The sequence below is a fragment of the Nonomuraea sediminis genome, from assembly GCF_018531495.1.
Lineage (GTDB): Bacteria > Actinomycetota > Actinomycetes > Streptosporangiales > Streptosporangiaceae > Nonomuraea > Nonomuraea sediminis.
On record NZ_JAHDTI010000001.1, the window covers coordinates 1487355 to 1512883 of the forward strand.

General features: G+C 69.3%; 20 protein-coding genes and 1 riboswitch. Of the genes, 11 read left to right on the forward strand and 9 right to left on the reverse strand.

The features are described from left to right. Nucleotides 1–22: 22 nt before the first annotated feature. Nucleotides 23–370 (reverse strand): hypothetical protein, encoded by a 348-nt coding sequence (locus KIK09_RS06855; RefSeq protein ID WP_214317742.1) that lies wholly within the window; start codon nucleotides 368–370, stop codon nucleotides 23–25. Between the two features lie 272 nt (nucleotides 371–642). Beyond that, nucleotides 643–2040 (reverse strand): FAD-binding oxidoreductase, encoded by a 1398-nt coding sequence (locus KIK09_RS06860; protein WP_214317743.1) that lies wholly within the window; start codon nucleotides 2038–2040, stop codon nucleotides 643–645. Between the two features lie 683 nt (nucleotides 2041–2723). On the opposite strand from KIK09_RS06860, the gene KIK09_RS06865 reads away from it, so the two are divergent. Continuing rightward, nucleotides 2724–4190 carry a serine/threonine-protein kinase gene (locus tag KIK09_RS06865; protein ID WP_308163947.1) on the forward strand — a complete coding sequence of 489 codons (1467 nt, stop codon included), beginning with the start codon at nucleotides 2724–2726 and terminating at the stop codon, nucleotides 4188–4190. A 360-nt stretch (nucleotides 4191–4550) separates the two neighbouring features. Here the strand turns inward: KIK09_RS06865 and KIK09_RS06870 are convergent, their stop codons facing one another. Next, nucleotides 4551–5507, reverse strand: coding sequence for an alpha/beta hydrolase (locus KIK09_RS06870; protein WP_214317745.1), 957 nt, complete (start codon nucleotides 5505–5507; stop codon nucleotides 4551–4553). Nucleotides 5508–5720: 213 nt separating this feature from the next. Here KIK09_RS06870 and KIK09_RS06875 point away from each other — a divergent pair, with 213 nt between their 5' ends. The 4 genes from KIK09_RS06875 to KIK09_RS06890 all read left to right on the forward strand — a co-directional run bounded on the left by KIK09_RS06875 (nucleotide 5721) and on the right by KIK09_RS06890 (nucleotide 10378). Next, a complete protein-coding gene (locus tag KIK09_RS06875) occupies nucleotides 5721–6422 on the forward strand; it encodes a 2-phosphosulfolactate phosphatase (RefSeq protein WP_214317746.1) in 702 nt (233 codons plus the stop codon). 448 nt (nucleotides 6423–6870) lie between these two features. Next, nucleotides 6871–7626, forward strand: coding sequence for an SDR family oxidoreductase (locus tag KIK09_RS06880; protein ID WP_214317747.1), 756 nt, complete (start codon nucleotides 6871–6873; stop codon nucleotides 7624–7626). 49 nt (nucleotides 7627–7675) lie between these two features. Further along, nucleotides 7676–8095 (forward strand): cupin domain-containing protein, encoded by a 420-nt coding sequence (locus KIK09_RS06885; RefSeq protein ID WP_214317748.1) that lies wholly within the window; start codon nucleotides 7676–7678, stop codon nucleotides 8093–8095. Between the two features lie 486 nt (nucleotides 8096–8581). After that, the gene (locus tag KIK09_RS06890; protein WP_214317749.1) at nucleotides 8582–10378 is read left to right on the forward strand and encodes a glycosyltransferase; all 1797 of its coding nucleotides are present in this window, start codon (nucleotides 8582–8584) and stop codon (nucleotides 10376–10378) included. 276 nt (nucleotides 10379–10654) lie between these two features. Here the strand turns inward: KIK09_RS06890 and KIK09_RS06895 are convergent, their stop codons facing one another. Together KIK09_RS06895 and KIK09_RS06900 are read right to left on the reverse strand one after the other, a co-directional pair. Beyond that, nucleotides 10655–11344 (reverse strand): nitroreductase, encoded by a 690-nt coding sequence (locus tag KIK09_RS06895; protein ID WP_214317750.1) that lies wholly within the window; start codon nucleotides 11342–11344, stop codon nucleotides 10655–10657. A 228-nt stretch (nucleotides 11345–11572) separates the two neighbouring features. Continuing rightward, nucleotides 11573–12262, reverse strand: coding sequence for a TetR/AcrR family transcriptional regulator (locus KIK09_RS06900; RefSeq protein ID WP_214317751.1), 690 nt, complete (start codon nucleotides 12260–12262; stop codon nucleotides 11573–11575). A gap of 85 nt (nucleotides 12263–12347) precedes the next feature. Between KIK09_RS06900 and KIK09_RS06905 the strand changes: the two genes are divergently transcribed. Then, nucleotides 12348–13361: an amidohydrolase family protein gene (locus KIK09_RS06905; RefSeq protein WP_214317752.1), complete on the forward strand. Its 1014-nt coding sequence runs from the start codon at nucleotides 12348–12350 to the stop codon at nucleotides 13359–13361. Between the two features lie 27 nt (nucleotides 13362–13388). Here KIK09_RS06905 and KIK09_RS06910 read toward each other — a convergent pair whose 3' ends face one another. After that, nucleotides 13389–14723 carry a helix-turn-helix domain-containing protein gene (locus KIK09_RS06910; protein WP_214317753.1) on the reverse strand — a complete coding sequence of 445 codons (1335 nt, stop codon included), beginning with the start codon at nucleotides 14721–14723 and terminating at the stop codon, nucleotides 13389–13391. 11 nt (nucleotides 14724–14734) lie between these two features. On the opposite strand from KIK09_RS06910, the gene KIK09_RS06915 reads away from it, so the two are divergent. Then, complete coding sequence (locus KIK09_RS06915; RefSeq protein ID WP_214317754.1) at nucleotides 14735–15388, forward strand: DUF4267 domain-containing protein; 654 nt, start codon at nucleotides 14735–14737, stop codon at nucleotides 15386–15388. A 131-nt stretch (nucleotides 15389–15519) separates the two neighbouring features. Beyond that, a complete protein-coding gene (locus KIK09_RS06920; protein ID WP_308163948.1) occupies nucleotides 15520–16086 on the forward strand; it encodes a cupin domain-containing protein in 567 nt (188 codons plus the stop codon). A gap of 397 nt (nucleotides 16087–16483) precedes the next feature. On the opposite strand, the gene KIK09_RS06925 is transcribed toward KIK09_RS06920, so the two are convergent. Next, nucleotides 16484–17362 (reverse strand): MBL fold metallo-hydrolase, encoded by an 879-nt coding sequence (locus tag KIK09_RS06925; RefSeq protein WP_214317755.1) that lies wholly within the window; start codon nucleotides 17360–17362, stop codon nucleotides 16484–16486. 12 nt (nucleotides 17363–17374) lie between these two features. Further along, nucleotides 17375–17442, reverse strand: a riboswitch (guanidine-III (ykkC-III) riboswitch). A gap of 574 nt (nucleotides 17443–18016) precedes the next feature. Here KIK09_RS06925 and KIK09_RS06930 point away from each other — a divergent pair. The 3 genes from KIK09_RS06930 to KIK09_RS59925 are packed head-to-tail and all read left to right on the forward strand — an operon-like array spanning nucleotide 18017 to nucleotide 19830. Beyond that, the gene (locus KIK09_RS06930) at nucleotides 18017–18811 is read left to right on the forward strand and encodes an alpha/beta hydrolase (RefSeq protein ID WP_214317756.1); all 795 of its coding nucleotides are present in this window, start codon (nucleotides 18017–18019) and stop codon (nucleotides 18809–18811) included. A 1-nt stretch (nucleotide 18812) separates the two neighbouring features. After that, complete coding sequence (locus KIK09_RS06935) at nucleotides 18813–19574, forward strand: oxidoreductase (protein WP_214317757.1); 762 nt, start codon at nucleotides 18813–18815, stop codon at nucleotides 19572–19574. Nucleotides 19575–19584: 10 nt separating this feature from the next. Further along, nucleotides 19585–19830, forward strand: a complete 246-nt coding sequence (locus KIK09_RS59925) for an MmyB family transcriptional regulator (protein WP_214317758.1) — start codon at nucleotides 19585–19587, stop codon at nucleotides 19828–19830. Between the two features lie 2 nt (nucleotides 19831–19832). Here the strand turns inward: KIK09_RS59925 and KIK09_RS06945 are convergent, their stop codons facing one another. Further along, nucleotides 19833–22583 (reverse strand): helix-turn-helix transcriptional regulator, encoded by a 2751-nt coding sequence (locus KIK09_RS06945; RefSeq protein ID WP_214317759.1) that lies wholly within the window; start codon nucleotides 22581–22583, stop codon nucleotides 19833–19835. A 78-nt stretch (nucleotides 22584–22661) separates the two neighbouring features. Next, a complete protein-coding gene (locus KIK09_RS06950; protein WP_214317760.1) occupies nucleotides 22662–25373 on the reverse strand; it encodes an ATP-binding protein in 2712 nt (903 codons plus the stop codon). Between the last annotated feature and the right edge of the window lie 156 nt (nucleotides 25374–25529).

Genomic DNA, 25529 nt, shown 5'->3' on the forward strand with positions numbered 1-25529 from the left:
CCGGCACCACTGCTGTGACGTGTCAGGTCGCGCAGGTGACCTGTGCGCGCAGGGTCCAGGTGCCGGACTGGCCGGGAGTGGAGCGGTGCGCCCTGACGACGGTCATGTTGGGCTCGATGGAGCTGAAGAAGTACAGGTGGGTGTCTCCGGCGGTCTGCGGGATGATCAGCCCGCCCGTGCCGTGGACGGTGGTGCCCGACGGGCAGGTGGCCTGGGCGGCGCTGTCGTCCTGGCCCGCGGAGGAGGCGTCATGCTCGACCACCGCGTAGCCGGCGGGCCGGTCGGCGCACACGACGTGGGCGATCATGTCCCAGTTGCCGTTGAAGCCGCTGGTGACTTCCTCCCCAATGGCGAACGCGCCGACAGCCACTCACTCCCCGGAACCGGGACCAGCAACGGACCACGGGATGGGCTCACCCTTTCCATCCAGGGGGCCGCCCAGGGCGGGTTTCGGTTTTGCTACGAGGTCAGCCGAGCTTCACGAAGAACTTGTCCCAGGCGATTACCCGACTTCTTCCAGACCTACCTGGCCGATGCCAAGTAAACGTCCGGAAAGACAGCCGGGCCGAACGCGGCAGCCCGTCATGGCGGGCTGCCGACTAATGGTGATCGGTTGACTGACGACAACGATTCACCGGACGGCTATCGCTGGCCAGGGTCGTCGACACTGGCGGGCGGAACGTTCTGGTTGAGCCGGAAAAGGTTGTCGGGATCCCAGGTTCGCTTGACTTGGGCGAGCCGCTGGTAGTTGTCGCCGTAGGCCCGGCGAACCCCCTCAGAACCCTCGTCGGCGAGGTGATTGACTTCCACTCCGATGGCCCACGACCGTGTCTCGGCCCACAAGCGGTCAGCCCACTCGATGTGCCTCTGCGGGTTCTCGTCGTCCGCCGACCAGGCCGCCCCGACCTCCATGCAGTAGGACGCCTCCCGGTGCCGGAAGGCGGTGGCGTCGGCCGCGACTCGCGCCGCCGCGCCACCCATCGGCAGCAGAAGCACACCGTTGTTCGGCGAGCTCAGCCCGCCGCCGTGCTCGATCATCGCTGCGATGAGCTCCTCGGTTATCGCACCGCCCAGATGAGAGCGCATGTGATAGGGCGTGGACTGGCCCTGCGCGTCGAAGGTGTGTTGCAGTATCTCGAACGTCGTCGGTTCGACCAGGTCGGCGAACGGTCTGCCGAACCCGCGCACCGGCGCGAGCTCACGCTCCCCATCGGCGAGGGGCCCGACGTAACACATCGCCAGCGCGAGCACCGGCTTCCCGTGCAGTTCCTGGGGAACGAACGGCGCCGGCGGACCGGCGAGGATCGCCGACGCCACATTGACCTCGTCGGGGGCGCTCTGGCCGTACCCGGCGAGGAAGCGCAGCACGTCGGCGGCGTCCTCCAACCGGTGCAGGACTATCCCACCGAGCAGCCGGTCGACCGGGTGCAGGCGCAGCGTGAACTCGAGAACGATCCCGAGATTGCCGCCGCCGCCCCGCAAGCCCCAGTAGAGGTCTTGATTCTCGTCGGCGCTCGCGCGGACGATCTTCCCCGAAGCGGTAAGGACGTCGGCCGCGACGAGATTGTCGCAGGCGAGCCCGAAGATCCGCGCGAACCACCCGTTGCCCCCTCCGAGCGTCAGCCCGGCGACGCCCACATCGGCGACGTGCCCGCCGACCGGCGCGAGGCTGTGCTGTGCGGCGGCCGCGGTGAGCTCACCCCAGCGCACACCGGGGCCGACGCTGGCCGTCCGCCGCTCTACGTCGACGACTACCTGCTTCATGGGGCCCAGGTCCAGGACCAAGCCGCCCTCCGTCGTCGAGAAGCCGGGGAAGCTGTGCCCGCCGCCGCGCACGGCGAGCTCGAGGCCGGTGTCACGTGCGACCGCCAGTGCCGATACGGCATCGTTTCGGGTTCGGCAGCGTGCGATGGCAGCGGGTTTGCGGTCGATCAGTTGGTTCCAAACGCGGCGGGACGATTCGTAGTCGGCGTCCTCAGGCCGAATCACCTCGCCGTCGAAGCCGTCAGCCAACGCGCGTAGCGCGTCCTCAGGAGTCACGTCGCCTCCGATTTCAGCACACAGGGATGAACGGGTCGTATCACCTCCCACCAGGAAGTTCCACGCCTTGACTTTGCCAACTTTCGGACGTCGTCCTACAGCAACCGAAATCGCACCCATAAGCCGTCAAACTGTCGCGATGCCCCATGCCCGGTTCTCCCGATTAGTGCCTTAACTGGCCGACGAGTGCTAGCCATCGGCTGCGGACCAACGGGTAGAGCAGCAACAGCACCTTGAGATGATCGCAGCCATAGCGCTGATTCCGCAGGAAAACCCCAGCTCACAGCACAAAGAGGTACAGGGCTTCGACCCGCCCGTTTCCAGACGAAACCGCCAGCCCGCTACCGGGCCTCGGCGACTGATCGGCGGGGCGGGCTCCCCCGTTCGACACCAGTCCCGGATTACACCATGTTCAGGCAAGTTCTGGACCACACTCCCGACCTGTGCTCAAATTGCGCCCAACCCACCGTCTCAGGCCGATCCGGAGGTCAAGCACTCTGCGGCCCGGCTTCCTTCCGTGCATTCTGATGTGCGCGCACGCCGTGTCCTGTTATCGACAAAGCACCCATAGCTGGATCATTGGTTCGGACACCGGAAGCACGGGCTACGGTGGCGATCAACGATTCGGCGGTGAGGGGAAGAAGACGGGTGCTGAGCGAGACCAATGCGTGTGTGGAGGGACGGTGACACTACTCGCCGGCCGCTACAGGCTGCTGTCGCAGCTCGGCCAGGGCGGCATGGGCACCGTCTGGCTGGCGTCGGACGAGCTGCTGCGTCAGGAGGTGGCCATCAAGGAGGTCCGGTTTCCACCGGATCTCGACGCGGCCTCGCGGGGCGAGCTGGCCGAACGCACGCTCCGCGAGGCGCGGGCCGCGGCGCGGCTGCGCTCGCATCCGGCCATCGTCACCGTGCACGACGTCGTCCTGGACGGCGGGCGGCCGTGGATCGTCATGGAGCTGGTCCGCGGCCGTTCCCTCGACCGGGCCGTGCGCGACGGCGGGCCGCTGCCGCCCCGGCAGGTCGCCATGATCGGCTTACGGGTGCTCGACGCCCTCAGTGCGGCACACGCCTCGGGCATTCTGCACAGGGACGTCAAACCGGCCAACGTCATGCTCACCGACGACGGCCGGGTGCTGCTCACGGACTTCGGCATTGCGACCGTCGCCGGGGACGTCGTGCTCACCCAGACCGGGCTGCTGTCCGGCTCGCCCGGCTATATCGCCCCTGAACGCCTGCGCGGCGAGGTGGACGGCCCGCTCGCCGACCTGTGGTCACTAGGCGCCACTCTCTTTACCGCGGTGGAGGGCACGGCACCGTTCGCCCGCGAGAACCCTGCCGCCGCGATGGCAGCCGTGCTGATGCAGCAACCGGCCGCGGCTCGCCTGGCGGGCCCGCTCGCTCCTGTGCTGGCCGTACTCCTGGAAAAGGATCCGGTACGGCGCTGCCCGCCGGAGCGAGCGGCGCAGTTGCTGAACGCCGTCGCCCAAGGCGCTTCCACGACCGACCTGGGCCGGCGTCGCACGCTGACTGGATCCCGGCGCTGGAGTCGGCGGATCCTGCCCGGCGCCGTCCTCGCTGTGGTGCTGGCCGTGGCGGCCGGTGTGGTGATCGTGGTGCAAGTCCTGCCGAAAACCACCACCGCGACCAGCGGAACGCCCGCGCCCCCTGTCAGTTCCTCCCGGCCGACAACACCGGCCCCAGCGCTGTTCACCCGCGAGTTCGACGCCTGCGACCTGCTGACCGCGGCTCAGGTGCGCTCGCTGTTCGGCCGGTCGATGAAGCGCACTTTTGTGAACGCCACAGTGTGCACGTGGAGCAGACCCGACGGGACATACGTGAGCCTCTCGGCCTCACGTTACGAGCAGCTCGAGATGGCCCGTATCGCCCAGCGGAATGCGGTCAAGTCCATGAAGGAGGAGCCAAGGCGCACACCTGGCACCAAGCTCCGCAACGGACCAGACGTCGGCGACGAGGCCTACAGCTACACCCAGTACTCGCGTATCGGCGGCTTGCTGCTTCACCGCAGGCACATCTCCGTCCGCATCGCGAACGTCTGGCTGGTTCTGGATCACAACGGCCGCCAACCGGGATACGCCGTCGCCGACAAAGCGGCCGAACTCGTTGCCGCGGCCATCGACAAATACCGCTGACCAGGGCCGAAGCTGCCCTCAAGGGCGGTTGAAGTCGTCGCCGGGGCTTCTTGCCGAGGCCGATCATCCTCCCGGACGCTCGCCCGGCAATCTGCGTTCCCCAGTGATACGAACCCGAAAACCTCGTGGCTGTGCGCCTGCCGGATATCATCCAGAGGCGCGGGCGGGTAGTCGGTTCGGCCTTCAGGTGCGCGGGGGCGATGATCAGGCGCACGCCGATCGCCGCGAACACCGCATCGAAAGCAGCCGTGTATTTGGCATCGCGATCAGGAATTTTCACGCATCATCCCGAACGCCCGGACCGAAACTCATCGCAGAAGGGCGATCTTCTCCCGGGACCGATCCGGCCAGAAGATCATATTAAAGCGTGCCGAGTGCCTTGCGCAGCACGTGGACAGCCTGCTCGATGGCCGCTGTGGTGGCCTGGGTGGAACGCACCGGGTTCAGCATCATGAAGTCGTGGATGATGCCGTTGTACCGGACGCTCGCCGTAGGAACACCGGCCTGAGTGAGTTTGGCGGCGTAAGCCTCGCCCTCGTCCCTGAGGACGTCGTTCTGGTCGACGATGACCAGCGCCGGCGGAAGGCCCTCGAGTTCCTCGAGGGAAGCGCGCAGCGGTGACGCGGTGATCTCTTTGCGCTGTGCTCCGTCGCCCGGGATGTACGCGTCCCAGAACCAAGCCATCCCCCTTGCGGTGAGAAACGGCCCGTCGGCGAACTCACGGTAGCTGTCGGTGTTTTGCGCCGCGTCAGTGACGGGGTAGTAGAGCGACTGGTGCACGAACCGCACGTCACCGCGCTGCTTGGCCATAATCGCTACCGCGGCGGTCATGTTGCCGCCGACCGAGTCGCCGGCGATTGCCATGCGGCCGGCGTCGAGCCCTTCGCCGGCGCCATTCTTGGTGATCCACTGCGCGGTCGCGTACGCCTGCTCGATGGCGACGGGATAGTGCGCCTCCGGGGAGCGGTCGTACTCGACGAAAACCAGGGCCGCACGCGCACCGTTGGAGAGTTCGCGGATAAGCCGGTCGTGCGTGCCCGAGTTGCCGAGGATCCACCCGCCGCCATGGATGTAGAGGATCGTCGGCAGGAGGCCGGTCGCCCCTTCAGGCTTGATGATGCGCACCCGGACATCCCCGACCTCCGCCGGAACGGTGATCCACTTGTCTTCGGCGACGGGGAGCTTGTCGATCGGAGCGGACTGAATATCGTCGAGCACCTTACGGGCGCCCTCAGGTCCGAGTTCGTAGAGGAAGGGCGGGTTCGCGGTGGCATCCGCGATCTTCTGCGCTTCAGGTTCCAGCACGTGCTTGCTCATGTCTCGAATCCTTTCGGCGAAGTGCCGGGTTCAACCGCTCACGCGGTTAAAACCCGTTCAAATCCGCCCAATCGCCGCGATGGCTTCGGTTCCAGGCTCCGAGCGACGACTGTGAAGCCGAGGGCCATGGCGATGAACGGTGCGGGGGCGCGGAGTGCGATCTCCTCGGGGGCGAGCGGGGCCTCGGATCGGGCACGTGCGATCATCACCGGAATGGAAGCTCGGTTCCTTGGTATCGCTGATCTGGTCGAAGCCCCGTCCGTGGCGGTCGTGGTCGACGTCATGCGTGCCTTCACCGTGGCTGCCTGGGCCTTTGCCCAAGGCGCGGAAAAGATCGTTCTTGCGGAGTCCCTGGACGAAGCCCTGGCGCTCAAGGCTCGCCACCCGGATTGGGTGGCGCTCAAAGACGGTCCGCCCGCGCCCGGGTTCGACACCGTCAACTCGCCGGGACTGCTGCGGTCCGTTGACCTCGGCGGACGGACCGTTGTGCAGAAGACCACGGCGGGGACAGTCGGCGCCCTTGCGGTCAAGGAGGCGCCGCTGGTGCTGTGCGCCGGCTTCGTGGTGGCGGAGGCAACGGCTCGGCTCTTACGGACGCGCAAGAGTGACAGCGTCACGTTCGTGGTCACTGGCGAAGATGGGCAGGCCGATGAAGATCTGGCATGTGCCCAATACATCGCTCGGAGGGTCACCGAGGCTGGGGCGGATGCTGCTGAGTTCCTCCGCCGGGCTGCCGAGTCGCGCGCCGCCGCCGAACTGGCGGAGGGTGTGCGTCAAGGAGTCCATCCTGATGACGTCGCGCTCTGTCTTGAGGTCGACCGGTTTCCCTTTGCCATGGTGGCGACCTTGGAAGGTTCGCTCATGGTCCTGCGTCCACGCGCGGTGCCTTCGCTGACTGACGAGGACCCGGTCTGATCGGCGCCAGGTCATGACCACCGCATCGGTGGTCGGTCGCGTGCGTCGACCGCGGGCCACTACGCGCGGGCGCAGGCTCGCGTTTCCGCGGTGATCCGCCGTACGGTCGCCAGACCGGAATGACGCTGACCTTCCGGAGGCCCGGATCGAGCCGCACTTCTGGGGAACGTGTCCCCAGAGCGCTGGGTAATTCCGTGACACTGCCTTGGTCAACCTCGACGACACGCCAGGTCGCGTCCTTCCCTCCGGCGAGCTCGCAGTGGTCGTCCAACAGCGTCCACGCCGCGAGGGACATTGGCGACGGTTGCTGAAAGTTTGCCGCCCGGTATGGGGAAGTAGAGACAGGGCGGGAGACGCTGGAGGCGAGGCCAAAGAACTTCTGCCGGGGATCTGTCCTGGCGGGCGACCGGTTGGCAAAGGGGTGGCCCGGCAGGCAGGAAGGTTTGTCATGAAGATCGTGGTGGTGGGCGGGACCGGGCTGATCGGGTCGAAGCTGGTGGCCAAGCTCGGTGAGCACGGTCACGAGGCGGTGGCGGCGGCGCCGAGCACCGGCGTGAACACCCTCACCGGCGAAGGGCTGGCCGAGGTGCTGGCGGGCGCGTCGGTGGTGATCGACGTGTCGAACTCCCCCTCCTTCGAGGAGGCCGCCGTGCGGGAGTTCTTCGAGACCTCCACCCGCAACCTGCTCGCCGCGGAGACGGCGGCCGGCGTCGGCCACCATGTCGCGCTGTCGGTGGTGGGAACGGAGCGGCCGCCCGGGAACGCCTACTTCCGGGCGAAGACCGCTCAGGAGCAGCTGATCGAGAAGTCGTCGATCCCGTTCTCGCTCGTGCACGCCACCCAGTTCTTCGAGTTCGTCCGGAGAATCGCCGACGATGCCACGGACGGCGACACGGTGCGGATGCCACCCGTGCTCTTCCAGCCCATCGCGGGAGATGACGTCGCGCAGGCGATCGGCAGGGTCGCGGTGGGGACGCCGTTGAACGGCAGAGTCGAGGTGGCCGGGCCCGAGCAGTTCAGGATGGACGAGTTCTTCCGCGACGCGCTGGCCTCCTGGGGTGATCCGCGAGAGGTGGTCACCGACCCGCACGCGCACTACTTCGGAGCCGAGCTGCTCGAGCGGTCGCTGGTGCCGGATGACGGCGCCGCCCTCGGCCAGATCCGCTACCGCGACTGGTCCGGCCGGAACGCCGCGGGCAAGTAGCGCGCCCCGCCCGGGCTCTATCACCCATAGGTCACGAAAGGTACGTTCCATGCCCGATGACGACAAGCCGAGATCGAACGCGTGGCAGACGGCGATCACCATACTGCAGGAAGCAGAACCGCCCTTCATCCCGGCGGGCGCGCACGCGATGACCATCGTCGTCGAGTTCCCACCCGGCGACCCCGGCACGCCGCCACACCGGCACTCCGGGCCGGCGTTCGGCTACGTACTGGAAGGCGAGATGCTGTTTGAGCTGGAAGGCGAGCCGGAGCGGATCGTACACGCCGGAGAGACGTTCTGGGAGCAGGGTGGCGACGTGATCCACTACCAGGACGGCAACAACCGCGACGACATCCCGCTTCGCTACACCGTCACCATGCTGTGCGAACCCGGCAAGCCGATGCTCGTCCTGGTGGACGACGAAGAACTCGCCCAGCGCAAGGACCGCCGCGCCCCTCGTCCGGCCTGAGCGAGGGATGCTCGGCACTGCGCCTGCCGATAATGCCATCCACGCAGGTCATCATCATCCACGTACAAGTCCGCAGCGGCTACGAAAACCCGGAAGCATCGCCTGGGACTGCTCGCCGTATCGGAAACTCGGCAGCAGGATGCTGTCCTAAGACCGAGCTCCTGGACACTCGACCTGAGAGCACAGCGCGTAGGCCTATCGCCGCCTGGAGGGAACCTAATCAACGACCGTGGTGTCGGTGTGCAGTTCCGGCTGGCCGCCGGCACAGGTGATCCACACCTTGATCCTTCCGTTCTCCGACTCGAACTCCACCGACGCCGACGGGCTGCGCCCCGGTCCACCTCGTCGGCCGCGTAGCCCTGGGCGGGGCTCCACGACTGCAGCGTGGCCCGGTCGACTGACGGCCCGAGCCTGCCGCGCCAAGGTAAACGCCGCGCTTACCTGCTGCTCAGCCTGCGTTTGCCGGGCGCTTCCTACCGTGCTCGTATGAGGCGCGGCAGGATCTGGCTCTCCCTGACACTCCTGGTCACGGCCGTCGCCGTGGGCCTGGCCGCGCGCACGCCCGGCTGGACAGCGGTCGACGGGCACCTCGCCGCAGCCGTCGAGTCGGCTCGAACCCCATGGCTGACCGGGGTGGCGCAGGTGCTGAACGTCGGCTTCGGCACCGTCGTGGGAACGTTCCTGTCCCTGCTGCTCGTGGCAGGGCTGGCAGCGGTACGGCAGGCCAGGAAGGCGCTGCTGGCGGCGGTCGTGGTGGCCGCGGGCTGGGGCATGGGCACGCTCGTCAAGGAGATCGTGGCCCGCCCGCGGCCGCCCGCCGCCCACGCGCTGGTCCACGAGGTGGGCGCCGACAGCTTCCCCAGCGGACACGTCTGCCTGACCCTGTCGTTGGTGATCGCGCTGGCTTTGCTGCTCAGGAGGTGGCGGCGCCTGGTCGTGGCCTTGGGCGCCGTTCTGGTCCTGGCGCAGATGCTGGCCAGGGTCTACCTGGGCGCCCACTACCCCACCGACACGGTGGGCTCACTCATGGTGAGCCCGTCCGCGATCTCACTGGCGCTGGGGCTGCCCGCGCTCGGCCTGTCCCTGCTGCGGGCCGCCAACCGGCGCAGGGCGAGCGGTCCGGCCGACACGCGGCACGTCAGGTTCCTGCTGCTGCACGCCAACGGCATGGGCGGCACGATCAGGACCGTCTTCACCCTCGCGGGGAGCCTGGCGGCCGAGCACGACGTGGAGATCGTCAGCGTGATCAGGACCAGGCAGGAGCCCTTCTTCCCGGTGCCGCACGGGGTCCGCGTCTCCTACCTCGTCGACCTGGTGGGCAGGTCGCCACTCGGCCGTAGCCTGCTCATCCCGCCGGACGAGGCGGCCTACGCCAAGTTCGACCTGCGTACCGACGTTGCGCTCGTGCGGTTCCTGCGCGGGCTGCGCGGCGGCGTGCTGATCACCACCCGTCCCGGACTCAACCTGGTCGCGGCACTGCTCGCGCCGCCCGGGGTGCTCACGGTGGCCCAGGAGCACGTCGGGTACGGCACGCATCGGCCCGCCGTACAGAAGATGATCAAGAGGAGGTACGGCAGGCTCAGCGCGCTGGTGACGCTGACCGAGGCCGACCTCAAGGACTACCGGGTCGCGCTGGGCGAGCGGGCGCCCGGGCAGCTCGTGCGCATCCCCAACGCGACGCCTCCGCTGTCCAGCGGGCCGTCGCCGCTGACGGAGCCGGCCGTGGTGGCAATCGGGCGGCTCACCAAGGTCAAGGGGTTCGACCTGCTGCTGCGCGCGTGGGCGCGGGCCGTGGCGGAGCGCCCGGGGTGGAGCCTGCGGATCGTGGGCTCCGGTCCCCAGCGGTCCGCCCTGGCCGCGCTGGTCGACGAGCTCGGGCTGGGCGGCTCGGTCACGCTGACCGGGGCGTCGCGCGACATCGGCGCCGAGTTCGACCGGGCCTCGATCTTCGTGCTCAGCTCCCGGCACGAGGGCTTCCCGATGACGATCCTGGAGTCGCTGAGCAAGGGCGTACCCGTGGTGTCCTTCGACTGCCCCTACGGCCCCGGCGAGATCATCACCCACGACCACGACGGACTGCTCGTCCCGCCGGGCGACCTGAAGGCGCTGGCCGCCGAGCTGGGCGGGCTGATGGACGACCCGGCCGCCCGGCGACGGATGAGCGACCAGGCGCTGCTAACCTCACGGCTCTATGACCCCGAGCCCATCACCGCCGAGTGGGAGCGGCTGCTGACGGTCATAGGTCACGAAGCACCCTCAGCGGAGGCCGCGACGCGGCCTTGACCGCGACGGCCCCGGCCACCCAGGCCTAGGTACGTCCACGGGATGGCCAGGCTGTCGGGCGGCGGGTCGAACCGCCGCAGAAACCGGGTACGTGGCGCTGGACGAGCGTGCTCAACTGATACGGGCTCACCATGGCGGATCTACCAGGGCCCGACGACAGCTCGTCGTAGCGGCCGGGCCCACAGCCTCTACGGCTGGCCGTACTCGGGTCATTGTCGCCGTGAATCTCTGAGAGCGGTGCAGCCCGCACGGCCACGAGGGGCGGGTGACACCCCGTCACTCCGCACGCGATTGCAGCACAGAACCCTCGACGAACGTGACAGTCTCGTCGAGCGGCGCCCGGCCCGTACGGATGTAATCCACCGTGACGTCCTCGAAGCCGATCGACATGCCGCAGAAGAGGATCAGCTCGTCCGGGGGTGACAGGATCTCCGCGACGGTCTTGCGATACACCGACCACGCCATCTGCGGGCAACTGTGCAGCCCTTCGGCGCGCAGCAGCAGCATGACGCTCTGCAGATACATGCCGACGTCGGCCCATTGGGGCCGCCCCAGGTCACGGTCGATGTAGCAGAACAGGGCGGCGGGCGCGCCGAACGCCTGCCAATTGCCGGAAGCGGCCCTCTGGCGCGCCTCCCAATCCTCGCGCGAAACACCGAGTGCGCTGTAGCGCTCCTTGCCGAAGCGGGATCGGCGCTCACGGTACGGGGACTTCAGTGCGGCCGGGTACATCTCGTACTCCCGCTCGTCCCAAGGATCGCCTGCGGCCACCCGCCTGCCGGCGCGCTTCTTGAGCTCAGCCAGCGGCCCGCCGGTCAGCACGTAAGTGCGCCACGGCTGGAGGTTCGATCCGGACGGCGCCCAAGCCGCGGCGGACAGCACGCGCTCCAGCACCTCCCTCGGGACAGGCCGATCGGTGAATCCGCGCACCGCCCGTCGACTCGTGACCGCCTCATATACGTCCATGACCGCTATCCCCCTATCTGCTGAACGTGTCTACCAGCCCCATCTGCTCAATGTGTCTACCCAATTGACAGTCGGGGACAGGAGATGTCCAAAGGGACGCCAACACCTCATGACCGACAGTCGCACCGGTGCCATCACCCGTTTCCTGCGCGCCGCCGGTGTGTGCAGGATCAGGTGGTGAGTCCGTGTGCCGCAACTGAGGGCTACCCGCCGAGCCCCGGGCAGTTTCTAGCCTTTTGAGGCCAGGCGGTCGAGCCATTCGCTCAGCAGCCGCTCCTCCGCGCTGCTCAGCGTCGTCTGCTCGGGCAGGAGGGCAAGAAGGGTTCGAGCCGCGGCAGGCAGGCCGGCGTCCTGTACGACGGGTTCCTCGCGGGTGACGGCGGCGACCATCGATTCGCGCAGGGTGGTGAGCAGGGCCGGGTCGCGCTGGTCTTCGGGTAGTGACAACCAGGTGAGGACGGCGCCGCGTGCAGTCGCGTGGATGAGCGCGGCGGCGAGCTTCTCATCGACACGCAGCCAGCCGCCTGCGGCGAGGCGACGGATGCGCCCGAGCAGGATCTGCATGCCGGCGTGGAAGGCCTCCGAGTCCGTGCCGCGTTTGGGCTCGCCGTACATCAGCGCGTACAACTCGGGGTTGGCCAGTCCGAACTCGACGGCGAGGTTCCAGCCCGCCCGCAGATCATCGACGGGATCACCACACGCGTCCACGTGCTTGGCCGCGAGGAACGTGGCATAGCCGTACGCGGCGACCGCCTCCAGCAGCCCGTCCTTGTCGCCGAACAAGCGATAGATCACCGGTGCCTGCACCCCGGCCGCCGCGGCGACCGCGCGGGTGGTCACCGCCTCACGACCCTCACGGGCGAGGAGGTCGGCCGCTGCTTCGATGACGCGCGTCCGGGTGTCTGGTTCAGCCAGCATTTATCGATGCTAACACTCAAGTGTTTCCCTCGATAGTTTCCAGTGCTAACGTAAGGCTGCTATCACTGATAATCAGGAGGTTGACATGCGCATCGTGGCCCTTGAGGAGCACGTGGTACTGCCCGCGCTGCTCGACGCATGGACGAAGGCGGGAGAGCCGCAGATCCCGCAGCGCGGCTACGGCGACGACCCGCTCGCGCGGCGGCTGCGAGACGTCGGCGAGTTGCGCCTGGCCGACATGGACGACCAGGGCATCGACGTCGCGGTGCTGTCCCTGGCCTCACCGGGCGTGCAGAACCTGGCACCCACGGATGCCGTGAGCGTCGCCCGTGACGCCAACGACACGCTCGCCGAGATCGCCGCCGCCAACCCGCGATTGCAGGCACTCGCCGCCATTCCCACCCCATCCCCCGAAGCCGCCGCGGCGGAACTGGAACGCGCGGTCACCCGGCTCGGTTTCCGCGGCGCGATGCTGTACGGCCGCACCGGTACCTCACTCGCCGACGCGGCGGAATTCGACGACCTGTACGGCACGGCCGAGCGGCTCCGGGTGCCGCTGCACTTCCACCCACAGACCCCGCCGCGAGCGATCCAGGACGCCTACTACTCCGGCCTTCCGCACGGGGTGGGCCCCGCACTCGCGGGCGCCGGACTGGGCTGGTACTACGACCTCGGCGTGCAGTACCTGCGGATGGTCTTCTCCGGGGTGTTCGACCGCCACCCCGACCTGCAGGTGATTGCCGGCCACTGGGGCGAGGTCGTCCTGTTCTACCTGGACCACATCGGGGTCCTGCAGGAGATGGCGAAGCTGCAGCGGCCCCTGGCGGACTACTTCCGCCACAACTTCTGGGTCGCCGGCAGCGGCACGGTCAGCGAGCGCTACCTGCGCTGGACCGCGGAGGTCGTCGGAACGGACCGCATGCTCTACTCCACCGACTACCCCTACACCTTCGGCACTCGGCCCGGCGGCTTCCCGTTCCTGGACACCAGCGGCGGGGTCGCCCGCAAGTTCCTCGAGCAAGCGCCGTTCACCGCGGAAGAGAAGGCCGCCATCGGCTCCGGCAACTGGCAGCGACTGACCGGTAGTTCACCCGACTGATCACGGGTGCCGGTTGCCCAGCGCGCGTCAGACCTCGCTGCCCGAGGACCCTTCACGCGTCTGCGCCAGGGATTCGGCAGCGATTCGCCAGATCTCCGCGGCAAGGTCGATGTTGGAGTCTTGCTGGGCTCGCTGGGCGAGACTCCTCAATCCGGCCAGGCCTTCCTCAGCCTTGCCCTCGAGAAGGAGGACCTGATTGCGGAGGATGTCCAGCCTGATGCGTTCCCGGTAGCTCATGCGCAGGTCGGTCGCGGCGAGCCGATCGAGCAGGGCGTGAGCGTCCGTGACCCGGCCCTCCTGGACGGCGATGTCTGCCCGGATGGACATCAGTTGCTGCTCCAGAGCCGGTGTCCCGGCGAACGGGAGGGCCGCTTCGACCGCCTCAACGCACCGAAGGGCGAGATCTGGCTCGGGAGGGGTCTTCTGAAGATGAAGCCTGGCCGAGGCCGTCCGCAGGCGCAGCCACAGGGTGAGGTTCTCCCGGCCGTCGAAGCGCTCCAGGGCTTGGTCGAGCAGCGCCTGCGCGGTCGTGAGCTCGCCCTGAAAGACTCGGACTGCCGCCGCGGTCCACATGGCTTCGGCCCACAGCGCGTCGGACTGGCCCTCGACCAGAACGGCGAGCTCATCCGCATGCCTTCGAGCTTCGGACAGCCGACCCGACTCCGCCTCCACGGACACGAGTGCCAGCAGGGCCGTGGCCATGTCCCGTGAGGACAGCTCGCCATCCAGGGCCAGCCGATGGGCGACCGTGGCAGCCTCGACCGCAGGCGTGATCTCTCCAGAGGCCCGCATGCAGCGCGCGAGCTGGGTCAACGCTCTGACTCTCAGCTCTGGCAGCCCGATCTCGTCGCTGAGCCTGACCAACTCGTCAAGGTAGGCGCGCTCAGCAGGGTATTCGTTGTGCCGTCGTTTCCACTCGGCGACCCGCCACAGGGCCTGCCAGCGCAGCAAAGGGTCCTGGCCACGCGCGGTCTTCAGCGCCTCGGCCAGCAGCGCGGCCGTCTCGTCCGAGTCGAGGCCGGTGGCGATGGTCAGACTCTGTGCCAGCGGCGACGACGCGGACTCCTCGAACTCCGCCGGACTGATCCCGAGCTGGTTGGCCAGGTGCGCAACAGCACGCTCGGTGGGCTGGCGGGCTCCGGACTCCAAGCGCGAGAGGTACCCGGTCGACATGTCGTCGCCCGCGAGTGCACTCTGCGTGAGACCTCGCTCGGTCCTCAACTGCTTGAGCCGGCGGCCGAACTGCGGCTGCTGGAGCACGTACTTGCCCCCAAACATGTGTATCGACGACAGGTCCTGGCCAAGCCACCTTGCCATCGACGTGCCAAATGTGTCAGTGCTGTCGCGCTCGATCTTAGCCACCTCACACCTGCTTGGCAAACCTTTGCCAAGCAGGGCAAGCACTTCTGTTCCAGCAAGGACGACGCGACGCTGTTCAGCCAGCAGGCAGCATCGAGGTCGAGGTCGAGGTCGAGGTCGAGGTCGAGGTCGAGGTCGAGGTCGAGGTCGACAAGGAGGGTTCGCCGCATGACATTGTTGGCAAATCTCTTTGGCAAACTATTGCCAAGATGTTGGAGATGGTCGTAGATTCTCTGGCAACACGAACTTCTCAGGGAGACATCATGAAGAACCTCGCCACTGCCCTCGCCGTCATCGGTGGACTCTTCATCACCTACGTCGGCATCACCTATCTCCTGGACGGCCAGGCCACGGCCGCCGGTTTCGGTGTGCCCCACCCGCCCACTGGCAACGCCGGCGGCTACTTCGCCGTCAAGGGCGTGCGTGACATCGGACAGGGGCTCGTCATCTTCGCCCTCCTGCTGGCCGGCCAGCGCCGGACGCTCGGCTGGGCGATGCTCGCGGGGTCATTCGTGCCCTTCGGCGACATGATCATCGTGCTGTCGCAGGACGGTCGGGTGGCCGCGGCACTGGGCATCCACCTCGCCACCGCGCTCGTGGTAGCGCTCACCGGGGCGCTTCTCCTCCACACCAACCCTCGATCCCGCGCCGTCCCCGCGGTTGCGTAGGAACTGCGGCAGCGCTCACCCCCACGCCGCCTTCGCCAGCGGACGACCCTGCAACGGCGAGGGGTGGTCGACGTACTCGATCACCCGTCGCCGCGAATCCGCCAATCCCACACCGCACCCCGCCGATCGACGTGCGCGACCGTATCCGAAGCCGTCCATCACCGCTCGAGTTATCGATCGTCATCACGCAAGGAGTCTTGGAAATGTCGCTGGTCATGCCGAAATTCGACGACTCTGTGATCGTCCGCTCCGCCGAAGCCGAAATCATCGGTCGCGCCCCGACCACGATCCGGCTGCTGGCCGACAGCAGCTCGACCGGCGGTGCGCTGTCCACCCATCGGGTCAGCCTGACCAACGGCGCCAACGGCGCCAGCCCGCACCACCACTCCAACTCAGCCGAGCTGTTCTACATGCTCGACGGCACTGCCCAACTGCTGTCCGGCGAACAGGTCGTCACCGCTGAACGCGGCGACCTCGTCATCGTCCCGCCAGGCCTCGCCCACGCCTTCGCCGCCGCACCGGGCGAAGACGCCGACATCCTCATCGTCATTACTCCAGGGGTGGAACGGTTCGAGTACTTCCGCCACCTCGAACGCATCGCCTACGGCAAGGTCCCCCCAGAAAGCCTGCTGGAAGTCCAGGAGCTCTACGACACCTACTTCCTCAACAGCACAACCTGGAACAACGCCAGATCCTGAAGCCCAACCAGCGACAGCCGAGTCACGACGATGTCACTGACGCCCAAACATCCGAAACCAACCGTCAACGCCAGAGCTCGGAAATCAGACACAGAAGCCAGCCGGACCGGGACCCGATCGCAGCCGTCGAGATCGGCGAGTCAGCTCAAGCTCGGGAGGGAGCGAGTGCCCCTGGGGAGCTCCGGTGAGGCTGTCCTTGAACAGACCGTGGCGTATCACCCCGGCCTCCAGGAACGCCTTCACCAGCGCCAGAACGCGCTTGTCGGAAATCCTGGAGCGGATCAGCTCATTCCGGTACGGCGTGCCAGCTCCCCCATCACCGCGGCGAACGGATTGCCCAGCCCGTTGCCGGGATCGCCAGGATCGACGAAGGCCGACCCGAGCACCACCGGGCCGCTCACGCCTCGGGCCACAAGATGAAAAGCGGGAAGGCACACCGGGCGGGTTGGGCGCCGATCTCCTCCAGGGCCGCGCGAATCTCCCGCAGGTGTCCTGTGGTCATCTGCAGGGGTGGCTCCTCGGGCTGGTACGTCGTCCGGATCGGGTAATCCACGCCCGACCGCATGGTCATCTCGATGTGGCAGCCGAGCACGTGGGTCACCCGCCGGCGGCCGGAGAACTCGATCAGCCTGTCGATGGTGCGGGTGAATGCCGGCCAGTCCGTGATGTACAGCCGGCCCGGGTAGACCGTGTCACCGGTGAGCAGGAACCCGGTCCACGGGTCGTAGAAGGTGACCGCCGCCTCATGGTGGCCGGGGGTGGCCAGGCACTCCAGCGCCCGCCCGCCCAGGTCGACCTGCGCCACGGCGCCCGGATCCTGATCGAAGCCGAAGTACGGCCAGGCACTGGCCAGGTCCGCGCCGATCACCGTGGTGTCGGGGCGGCCGGCGAACTGGCCATCGCCCGCGACGTGGTCGCCGTGCGGATGGGTGTGCAGCACCAGCAGGTGGTACGTCCCCCGGGGGTTGCGAGCGAGCCACCCGCCGACGAGCTCGTCGACCACCCGGCGCAAAGGGAAGAACTCGGCCGACGCCGTGGCCCCGGTGTCGATCAGCATCGCCTGAGCGTTTCCGAACAGCAGGAACAGGAAGGGCGCCTCGTAGTTGATCGCCTTGTTCTGCCGCAGGATGAAGGTGTGCTCGTCGTAGGCGTGGACCTGGATGTCGGGGTCGGTGTTGTGCTTGGCCGATGGCGAGCCGTGGATCCACCGGACATCCAGCCCTTGAGGGGATGCGACCTGGCCGACGAAATCGATGAAAGATCTGCCCGCGTCCACGACGTCTCCTTGCGTGCGTCGTCTTGGCGGGCCGGGTACGGCGCACATCTCGTCCGGGGCAGGCAGGTACAAGCCTCCATCGCAAAAGTAGCACGGCACCGATCGGCAACCCCGGCGACGCAGGCGCTGCCTGTACCGAAACACGGGCCCTGCACGCCCACCTGCGCCGGCGCAACGCCCACACCCGCCACCCGACGTGTTGACAGCCCAACGCCGTGAACGCGCCCACATCCGCAGCGAGAGCTGGAACCTCCGCCCGATTCGTGGCCGGCGGGGCCTACCCGGCGGGCCCGTCTGCACAGACTGATCGCCAGGGCACGGGATTACCGTCCCTCTCTACCACCGCGCGATGGCTGGCGAGTCAGCCCAGCCCGTCAACGTGACCGAGATCGGCAGGATCCGCACCCTGAGCCAGATGCGCCCGGCGACACCGGCCACGTCACCGACAATCCCACGCACGGCGAGTTCTAGACCGCCGACTGGGCGCGAGGCCGGTGCGGGCGATTCCACCCATCCGGCGCGGGAGCCGGTAAGAGGTGCGACGTGGGTGTGCAGGCGTACCCCGTCCAGTCGCGGGTTTCGCACTGAGACTGTCGACGAAGACTGGGGTGTGACCCCGGTTCGACGAGCGGCACACGGGTGTGGGCTGGTTCCATGACCGCTACCCCTGTGATCTTCATTCATGGCCTCTGGCTGCACGCCACGTCCTGGACGCCCTGGGCCGACCTGTTCCGCGACGCGGGATACGACCCGCACCTGCCCGGCTGGCCCGGCGACCCCGACACGGTCGAGGAGGCCCGCGCCAACCCCGAGAGCATCGCCGACCACGGCATCGACGAGGTCGTCGAGCACTACGCGGACTACATCGCCAAGCTGGGCGTGCAGCCGATCCTCATCGGCCACTCCTTCGGCGGGATGATCGCCCAGAAGCTGCTCGGCCAGGACCGCGCCGCCGCCACGATCGCCATCGACGCCGCCCAGATCAAGGGCGTCCTGCCGCTGCCGCTCTCAGCCCTGCGCTCCACCCTCCCGGTGTTCAAGAACCCCGCCAACAAGCACCGCTCCGTCTCCCTCACCGCCGGCCAGTTCCGCTTCGCCTTCGGCAACGCGCTCCCTACGGAGGAGTCGGACATGCTGTACGAGCGCTGGACCATCCCGGCCCCCGGCAAGCCGCTCTTCGAAGCCGCGTCAGCCAACTTCGACCCCCACTCCCCCGCCAAGGTCAACACCGAGAACTCCGGCCGCGGCCCGCTCCTGCTCATCATGGGCGGCCGGGACCACACCGTCCCCGAGTCGGTCACCAAGGCAACACTCAAGCAGTACCGCCACTCCGAGGCCGTCACCGACCTCATCGAGTTCGCCGACCGCGGCCACTCGCTGACGATCGACCACGGCTGGCGCGAGGTCGCCGACACCTGCCTCGACTGGCTGCGCGCGCAGTCCCTCTGACATGAAATCCGACCTGTACGGCAAGCGCGCGATCGTCACCGGCGGCAGCCGCGGCATCGGCCTGGCCATCGCCCGAGCCCTCACCGACGAAGGCGCGTCGGTGGTCGTCGGCGCCCGGGAACGTCCGCCCGACCTGCCCTTCGTCGAAGCTGATCTGTCCGAGCCCCACGGACCCGGCGCCCTCGTCGAGACCGCGATCCCGCTCCTGGGCGGGCTCGACATCCTGGTCAACAACGTCGGGTCTGTCCGGCCACGGGTCAACGGCTTCCTGTCGGTCACCGACGACGACTGGACCACGACGCTGACCATCAACCTCCTGGCCGCGGTGCGGACCACCCGTGCCGCCCTGCCGTACCTGCTGGACCAAGGGCACGGCAGCGTGATCACCATCGCCTCGGTCAACGCCAGGCTCCCCGACCCTCTGGTCGTCGACTACAGCGCGGCCAAGGGCGCCCTGGTCAACTTCTGCAAGTCCCTGTCCAAGGAGGTGGCGGCGCGCGGCATCCGCGTCAACACCGTCAGCCCCGGTCCCGTCGCCACTGGCCTGTGGCTGGGCGCGGGCGGCGTCGCCGAGACCGTCGCCGGAGCGACGGGAGGTACGGCTGACGCGGTGGCCGCGCAGGCGGCGGGCGAGTCGATCACCGGGCGGTTCACCACCCCCGAGGAGGTCGCCGCGCTCGTCGTCTTCCTGGCCGGGGACGCCGCCGCCAACATCACCGGCAGCGACTTCACCATCGACGGCGGCCTCATCACCACGCTCTGACGTCGAGGTCGTGCAAGTCGGCGTCGGCGGGGACCAGGTAGCCGCCGACCGCGGCGACGTTCTCCTCGAGGACTGGCCCGAGACGGCCCGCGAGAACGTCGGCATGCTGCACCTGCACGCCAGCCACCACCCGCTCGCCGGGGACATCACGCTCGGCTTCGAGGCCTTCACACCCGCGGGCGACCCCGACCAGACCCTCGGCCTCTACACGGTCGAACCCGGATCACCGTCCGAAACAGCCCTACGCAGGCTCTGACGTCACGCGCCGGCTTCGCCTAGCTTTTGCCTGATCTGCTTGCGCGAAGTGAGGCCGAGCTTGCGGAACACCCTGCTGAGGTGGAACTCGACGGTCGAGGTGGTGACGAACAACCGGGTGGCGATCTCCGCGTTCGTCAGCCCGGACGCGGCCAGCCTCGCCACCTGGCGCTCCTGCGGGGTGAGATCGAACTGGTTCTCCACCGTCCGCTTGCGCGCGGACTCCCCCGTGGCCAGCAACTCCGCTCTCGCCCGCTCGGCGAACAACGCGGCCCCCCACGAGTCGAAGGACTCGTACGCGGCCCGCAGTTGAACCCTGGCGTCGGCACGCCGCTTCCGCCGGCGCAGCCATTCGCCGAACAGTAACCGCGACCACGCCTGCTCCACGGCAACAGGGACCTTACCCAGCTGCGCGATCGACTCCTGGTACAGCTGCTCGGCCCCGTCACCGTCGCTCATGAGGGCCCGGCCGCGGGCGAGCGACCCCAGCGCCCACGGCGTCCCGGCCAGCGAGGCGCGCTCCTCCATGCGTTCCAAGGCTCTGGCCGCGGCTGCCCGGTCACCGGCTCGCACCCCTGCCTCGACCAGGCCGGGCAGGTTGATGTCACCGAGCACCACCGGCTGCTCGAACGCCGGACGGAGCGCGTCGAGCGCCTCCTGGTAGCGCCCGCGGCCGATCTCGAGGATGCTCAGCGCCTGGCCTGCCCACCGGAAGATCGAACCGAGCCCCAGAGTCCGGCTCATGGCATCCATCGTCCCGAGGGCCGCCCGCAGCTCTGGTTCCCTGCCTGTCCACGCGTACAGCAACGCCTTGTTGAAATCCCCTGCCCCGCCGAACCCCATCGCGGTCATGTAGTCGTTGGCCTCGACGTAGCAGCTCTCCGCGGCGGCGAACCGCCCGTCCCAGATCTCGGCCGTGGCCAGGGCGATCAACGCCACGCTGAGCCCGTAGAGCGCGCCATGGCTCCTGCCCGCCGCCACCAGTCTTCCGATGAGTTCCCGCTTGGCTTCGATGTCCCACAGCTCATCGGCCGCGAGGCTGATCATGACGCTGAACGTACCGTGCTCGTGGAGTTCGTCGGCGGCGCGTAACCGGGCCAGGGCGGCGTGCAGCGCGGGGGCTCCTTCGGCGTAGCCGTACGCGATGTGGCGGGCGAGGCCCGCCATCAGCGGGGCGGGGCTCGGGGGCGGCGGCGCGGGATCATGCCAGGCGTCGGCGGCGGCCCTGGCGACCTCGCGGGGCGTCGTCCCGATGATCATCTGCCCGCCGATGATCGCGGCGTGCGTCGCGTCGGACAGCAGGTCCCACGCCATCGCCGGGTTCGCGGACCCGAGCTCGGCCACCGCTTCCAGCAGCATCGCGGGCACCGCGCCCGGGCGGGTATGGAACATCTCGACGGAGGCCCGCAGCCGTGTCGCGCGGACGCGGGCTTCTGGCCCGTTCAGGTCGGGGGTGGCCAGGTCGAGCAGGGTCTGGACAGCCGTGGGGTCGCCGGAAGCCAGGTGCGCCTCCGCCGCGTCGAGATAGCGCTCGGCTCGCTTGGCCGGGTCGGTGGTCAGCTCGGCCGCCCGGGACAGGAACTGGGCCTGTTCGGAGTAGCCGCCGCGCGACCTGGCCCGCTCGGAGACGGCTTCGAGCTGCGCCGCCACGTCGTCGTCCGGGCGGTCGGAGGCCTCGGCCAGGTGCCAGGCGCGGCGCTCGGGGGCGCTGGCGTCGGCGAGCGCGCGATGGATCCGCCGCCGTTCGTCGGCTCCCGCGGCCGCGTAGACCGCCGATCGGATCAAGGGATGGCGGAACTCGGCAGGTACGCCGCGCCGCAGGATGCCCGTGGAGATCGCCGGGGTCGCCGACCGGACGGACAGGCCCAGGAGGCCCGCGGCGCGCCACAGGGTCGCCTGGTCGTCGGTGGGTGTCGCGGCCATCAGCAGCAGCAGCGTCTGGGTGTCGGCGGGCAGCCGCGACGCCGCTCGCCGGAAGTGCTCCTCCAGCAGCCGGTTCACCGGCAGCGGTTCGGGCAGCGGGACGACCCCGGCCAGCTGCTCCGAGCCCAGGTTGACGGCGAGTTCCAGGAGAGCGAGCGGGTTGCCGCCGGTACCCGAGACCAGCCGGTCGGCGACCGCGTGATCCAGATGTCCCGACACGCCGCCGGCGAGGAGGGCCCTTGCCTCCACCGGTGGCAGGCCTTCGAGCCGGACCGTGTCCAGCGCGCCGAAGACGCCCGCGCCCTCCCGTACGGCGAAGAGCAGGCCGAGCGAGTCGGCGTACAGGCGCCTGCCCACGAAGGCCAACGTCTCGGCCGACTCGCGGTCGACCCACTGCACGTCGTCGACCAGGCACAGCATCGGCGTCTGCAGGGCCGCGCCGGACAGCAGGGTCAGGGCGGCCAGGCCGACGAGATAGCGGTCAGAAGGCGCGGCGTCGGCCAACCCGAACGCCGCGTTCAGCGCGTCGCGCTGCTGCCGCGGCAGGGTCTCCATCCTGCCGAGGAACGGCCGCAGCAGCCGGTGCAGCGCGCCGTAGCCCAGGCGGGTCTCGGCCTCGACGCCGACCAGCCGTACGACGGCCAGGTCGCCGGCCGTCTCGGCCGCGTACTCCAGCAGCCGGGTCTTGCCGACGCCCGCGTCTCCCGTGAGTACGAGCACCCCGCTGAACCCGTCGCGTACGGCTTCCAGCAGCCGGTCGATCGCCTCGCACTCGGCGTGACGGCCGACCATCGGCGGACAGGACGCACGGTGCAGGCCCCGCCACACCATGAGATCTCCTTTCGCGACGCCTGGACCTGATCCGACGTTAGGCACGCGGCATCGGGAGCAGCGAGCGTCACATGACGGTCAACGCAGCGCGCTGACCACGGCCCGCAGCTCGGCTCGGGAGACGACACCCAGCTTGGGGAAGATCCGGTGCAGGTGGGAGCTGACGGTGCGGTGCGAGAGGTAGAGCCGCTGACCGATCTCGCGGTTGGTCAGGCCTTCCGCGGCCAGCCGTACGATCTGCAGCTCGTGCGGGGTCAGCTGGTCGCGGGCGTCGGGGTCGCGGCGGCGGCTGGTCTCCCCCGCCGCGCGGAGCTCGCGGCGCGCCTTCTCGCACCACGGGATCGCGCCGAGCGCGTCGAACATGTCCCTGGCGACGCGGAAGTGGTCCCGCGACTCCACGGTGCGGCGCCGGCGGCGCAGCCATTCGCCGAAGGCCAGGTGAGTCCGTGCCCGGATCAGCGGCCAGGCGGCGAGATCGGCGCGCAGCGCCTGCTCGAACAGCGCTTCGGCCCCGTCCTCGGCCAGCAACGCCCGGGCCAGGCGGAGGTCGGCGTGCAGCACCGGCGCCGGGGTCACCGCCGCGATGCGCTCGAGTTCGGCCACGGTCGCCGCCACGGTGTCCGCGCGCCCGCAGTGTGTCGCCGCGTCGACCAGGTCCGCCGCCGTGGTGAGGCGCAGCGCGATCTGGAAGGCCGGGTCCGCGGGGTCGTGCAGCCGCCGGAAGTGGCCGAGGGCCTCCTCGAAGCGGCCCGCGCCCAGGGCGGTGAGCCCCCGCGCCATCAGCGCGGTGGCCAGCACGGGACGCGCCCCGGCGGGCAGGCCGATCCCCTCGGCTTCCTCCGCCAGCCGTTCGGCATCGTCATCCTCTCCGCGTAGGGCGGCGAGCTTCGCCGCGGTGGCGGTCATCAGCGCGTACATCATCGGCTGAGCCGTCTCGCGTGCCAGGCGGCGCGACTCCTCGGTGGCGGCGATGGCCGCGCCGAGGTCGCCGACGACGATGGCGCTCCACGCGTCCGCGCCGACGGTCCTGGCCAGCAGGCCCAGGCGGCCCTGCGCGCGCAGGGCCGTACTCCCGGAGGCGGAAAAGGCGCGCGCCGCGTCGAAGCCGCCGACGAGCAGCGCCGCGGTGCTGAGCATCCGGTAGGCGCGTCCGTCGTCGCCGTCTTTGGGCGTCATGTCCCTGGTGCGCTCCAGGACGAAGGCGCCTCGGTCGATCGGCGCGGCGTAGGCGGAGATGGCCAGCCGCCAGGGGTCGAGGTCGTCGAGTCCCATGCGTTCAACGGCGTCCAGCACCCCGCGGCGCCCGTCCTGGCCGGGTTCGGACCAGAAGCACAGCTGGGCCGCGCTCCACAGGATCCGCAACGCGAGAGACCTGTCGTCGGCGGCGAGGCTCTCGGCGAGCGCCGTCAGCGCGGCCGCGGTTCCCGGATGCCCCGTGAGCCCTTCGTCGAAGCTGCCGCGTAGCCAGACCACGGTGGCGTGCTGCCGCGGTGACAGCTCGCCGACCCGGGCCTGGTCGAGCAGCCGCGTGACGGATTCCGGCCGGCCGAGCTCGACGGCGAAGTCCGCGGCCCGCAGCAGCCGTTCGGTACGGCGGGCCGGCTCCTCGCTGAGGGCGGCGGCCTGTTCGAGGGCGGTGACGGCAGCCGAGATCCCGCCGCGGCGCGCGGCACGGTAGGCGACCTCCTCGAGCGCGGTGGCCACCGTCTCGTCCAGCGTCGAGGTGGCGGCGGCCCGATGCCACACCCCGCGGTCGGACTGGGCGCCGAGCACGGTGGCCAGGGCGGCATGGGCGGCCTGCCGTTCTGCCGTGGGCATCGTCTGCTGGATCGCCGAGCGCATCAGCGGATGCCCGAACCGCAGCTCGGTCCCCGCGACGGCGACGAGCCGCGCGCGCAGCGCAGGCTCGAGCTCCGCGGTCCCGACGGCGCCGCCGGTCAGCAGGCCGGCGGCGGTGAAGGTCTCCGACAGCGACGAGCCGTCGTTGAGCGCCGCGACCCGCAGCAGGCTCCGCGTGGCCGCGGGCAGGGTCGCGAGCCGGTCGGTGAACGCGCGCTCCAACCGCTCGGTGAGGGGCAGCGGCGTGCCGTCCGGATCGGCGGACTGCCCCAGCGCGCGCGAGAGCTCGGTCAGCGCCAGGGGGTTGCCCGCCGCCTCGGCGAGCAACCTGCGGTGTACGGCAGGGCGCAGGCCTGGGGCGTGGTCGGCCAGCAGCGCGGCGGCCTCGTCGTCCGTGAGCGGTACGAGCGCCAGGGTGGTGGTGAGCTCGTCAGGATTCAGCCGGGAGCGATAGCCCTCCCTGGCGGCGCCGACCATGACCACCGGCTCCGCGGCGACCCTGCGCGCCACGAAGGCCAGCACGCTGATCGTGGCGTGGTCGAGCCACTGCAGGTCGTCGGCGAGGATCAGGACCGGCGCGGCGGCCGCGGCGTCGGCGATGAGGTCGAGGGCAGCCAGGCCGACCAGGAAGACGTCGCGTACGTCGCCCTCGGCGTGACCGAGTGCGGACGCCAGGGCGAGCCACTGCGGCGCCCCTCCGGCCGGTACCGGGCCGAGCGGGCGGAGCAGCTGCTGAAGGCCCGCGAAGGGGATGTCGCTCTCGGCCTCGACGCCCACCGCGCGCAGCACCCGGAATCCCATCGACTCGGCGAGATCCGCCGCCGCGGCGAGCAGCGCGGTCTTCCCGATCCCCGGCGCGCCGCGGATCAGGATCGTGGCGCCCCGGCCTCCCGCCTCGGACAGGGTGTCGCGCAGCAGCCCGAGCTGTTCTTCCCGGCCGACGAGCTCCACCTGCCCTCCTTCGACCGGCCGTTCGGGCCTGTAGTGCCTGGAAGGCAAGCGTACTGCCGGGTGCACTCATGAATCCGCGCGGATGACGTCGTTTGATCGGGTACGGGCGGGGACGGTCCGCCAGCTCCAAGTCCGGTGGCATGATCTCGCCGATGG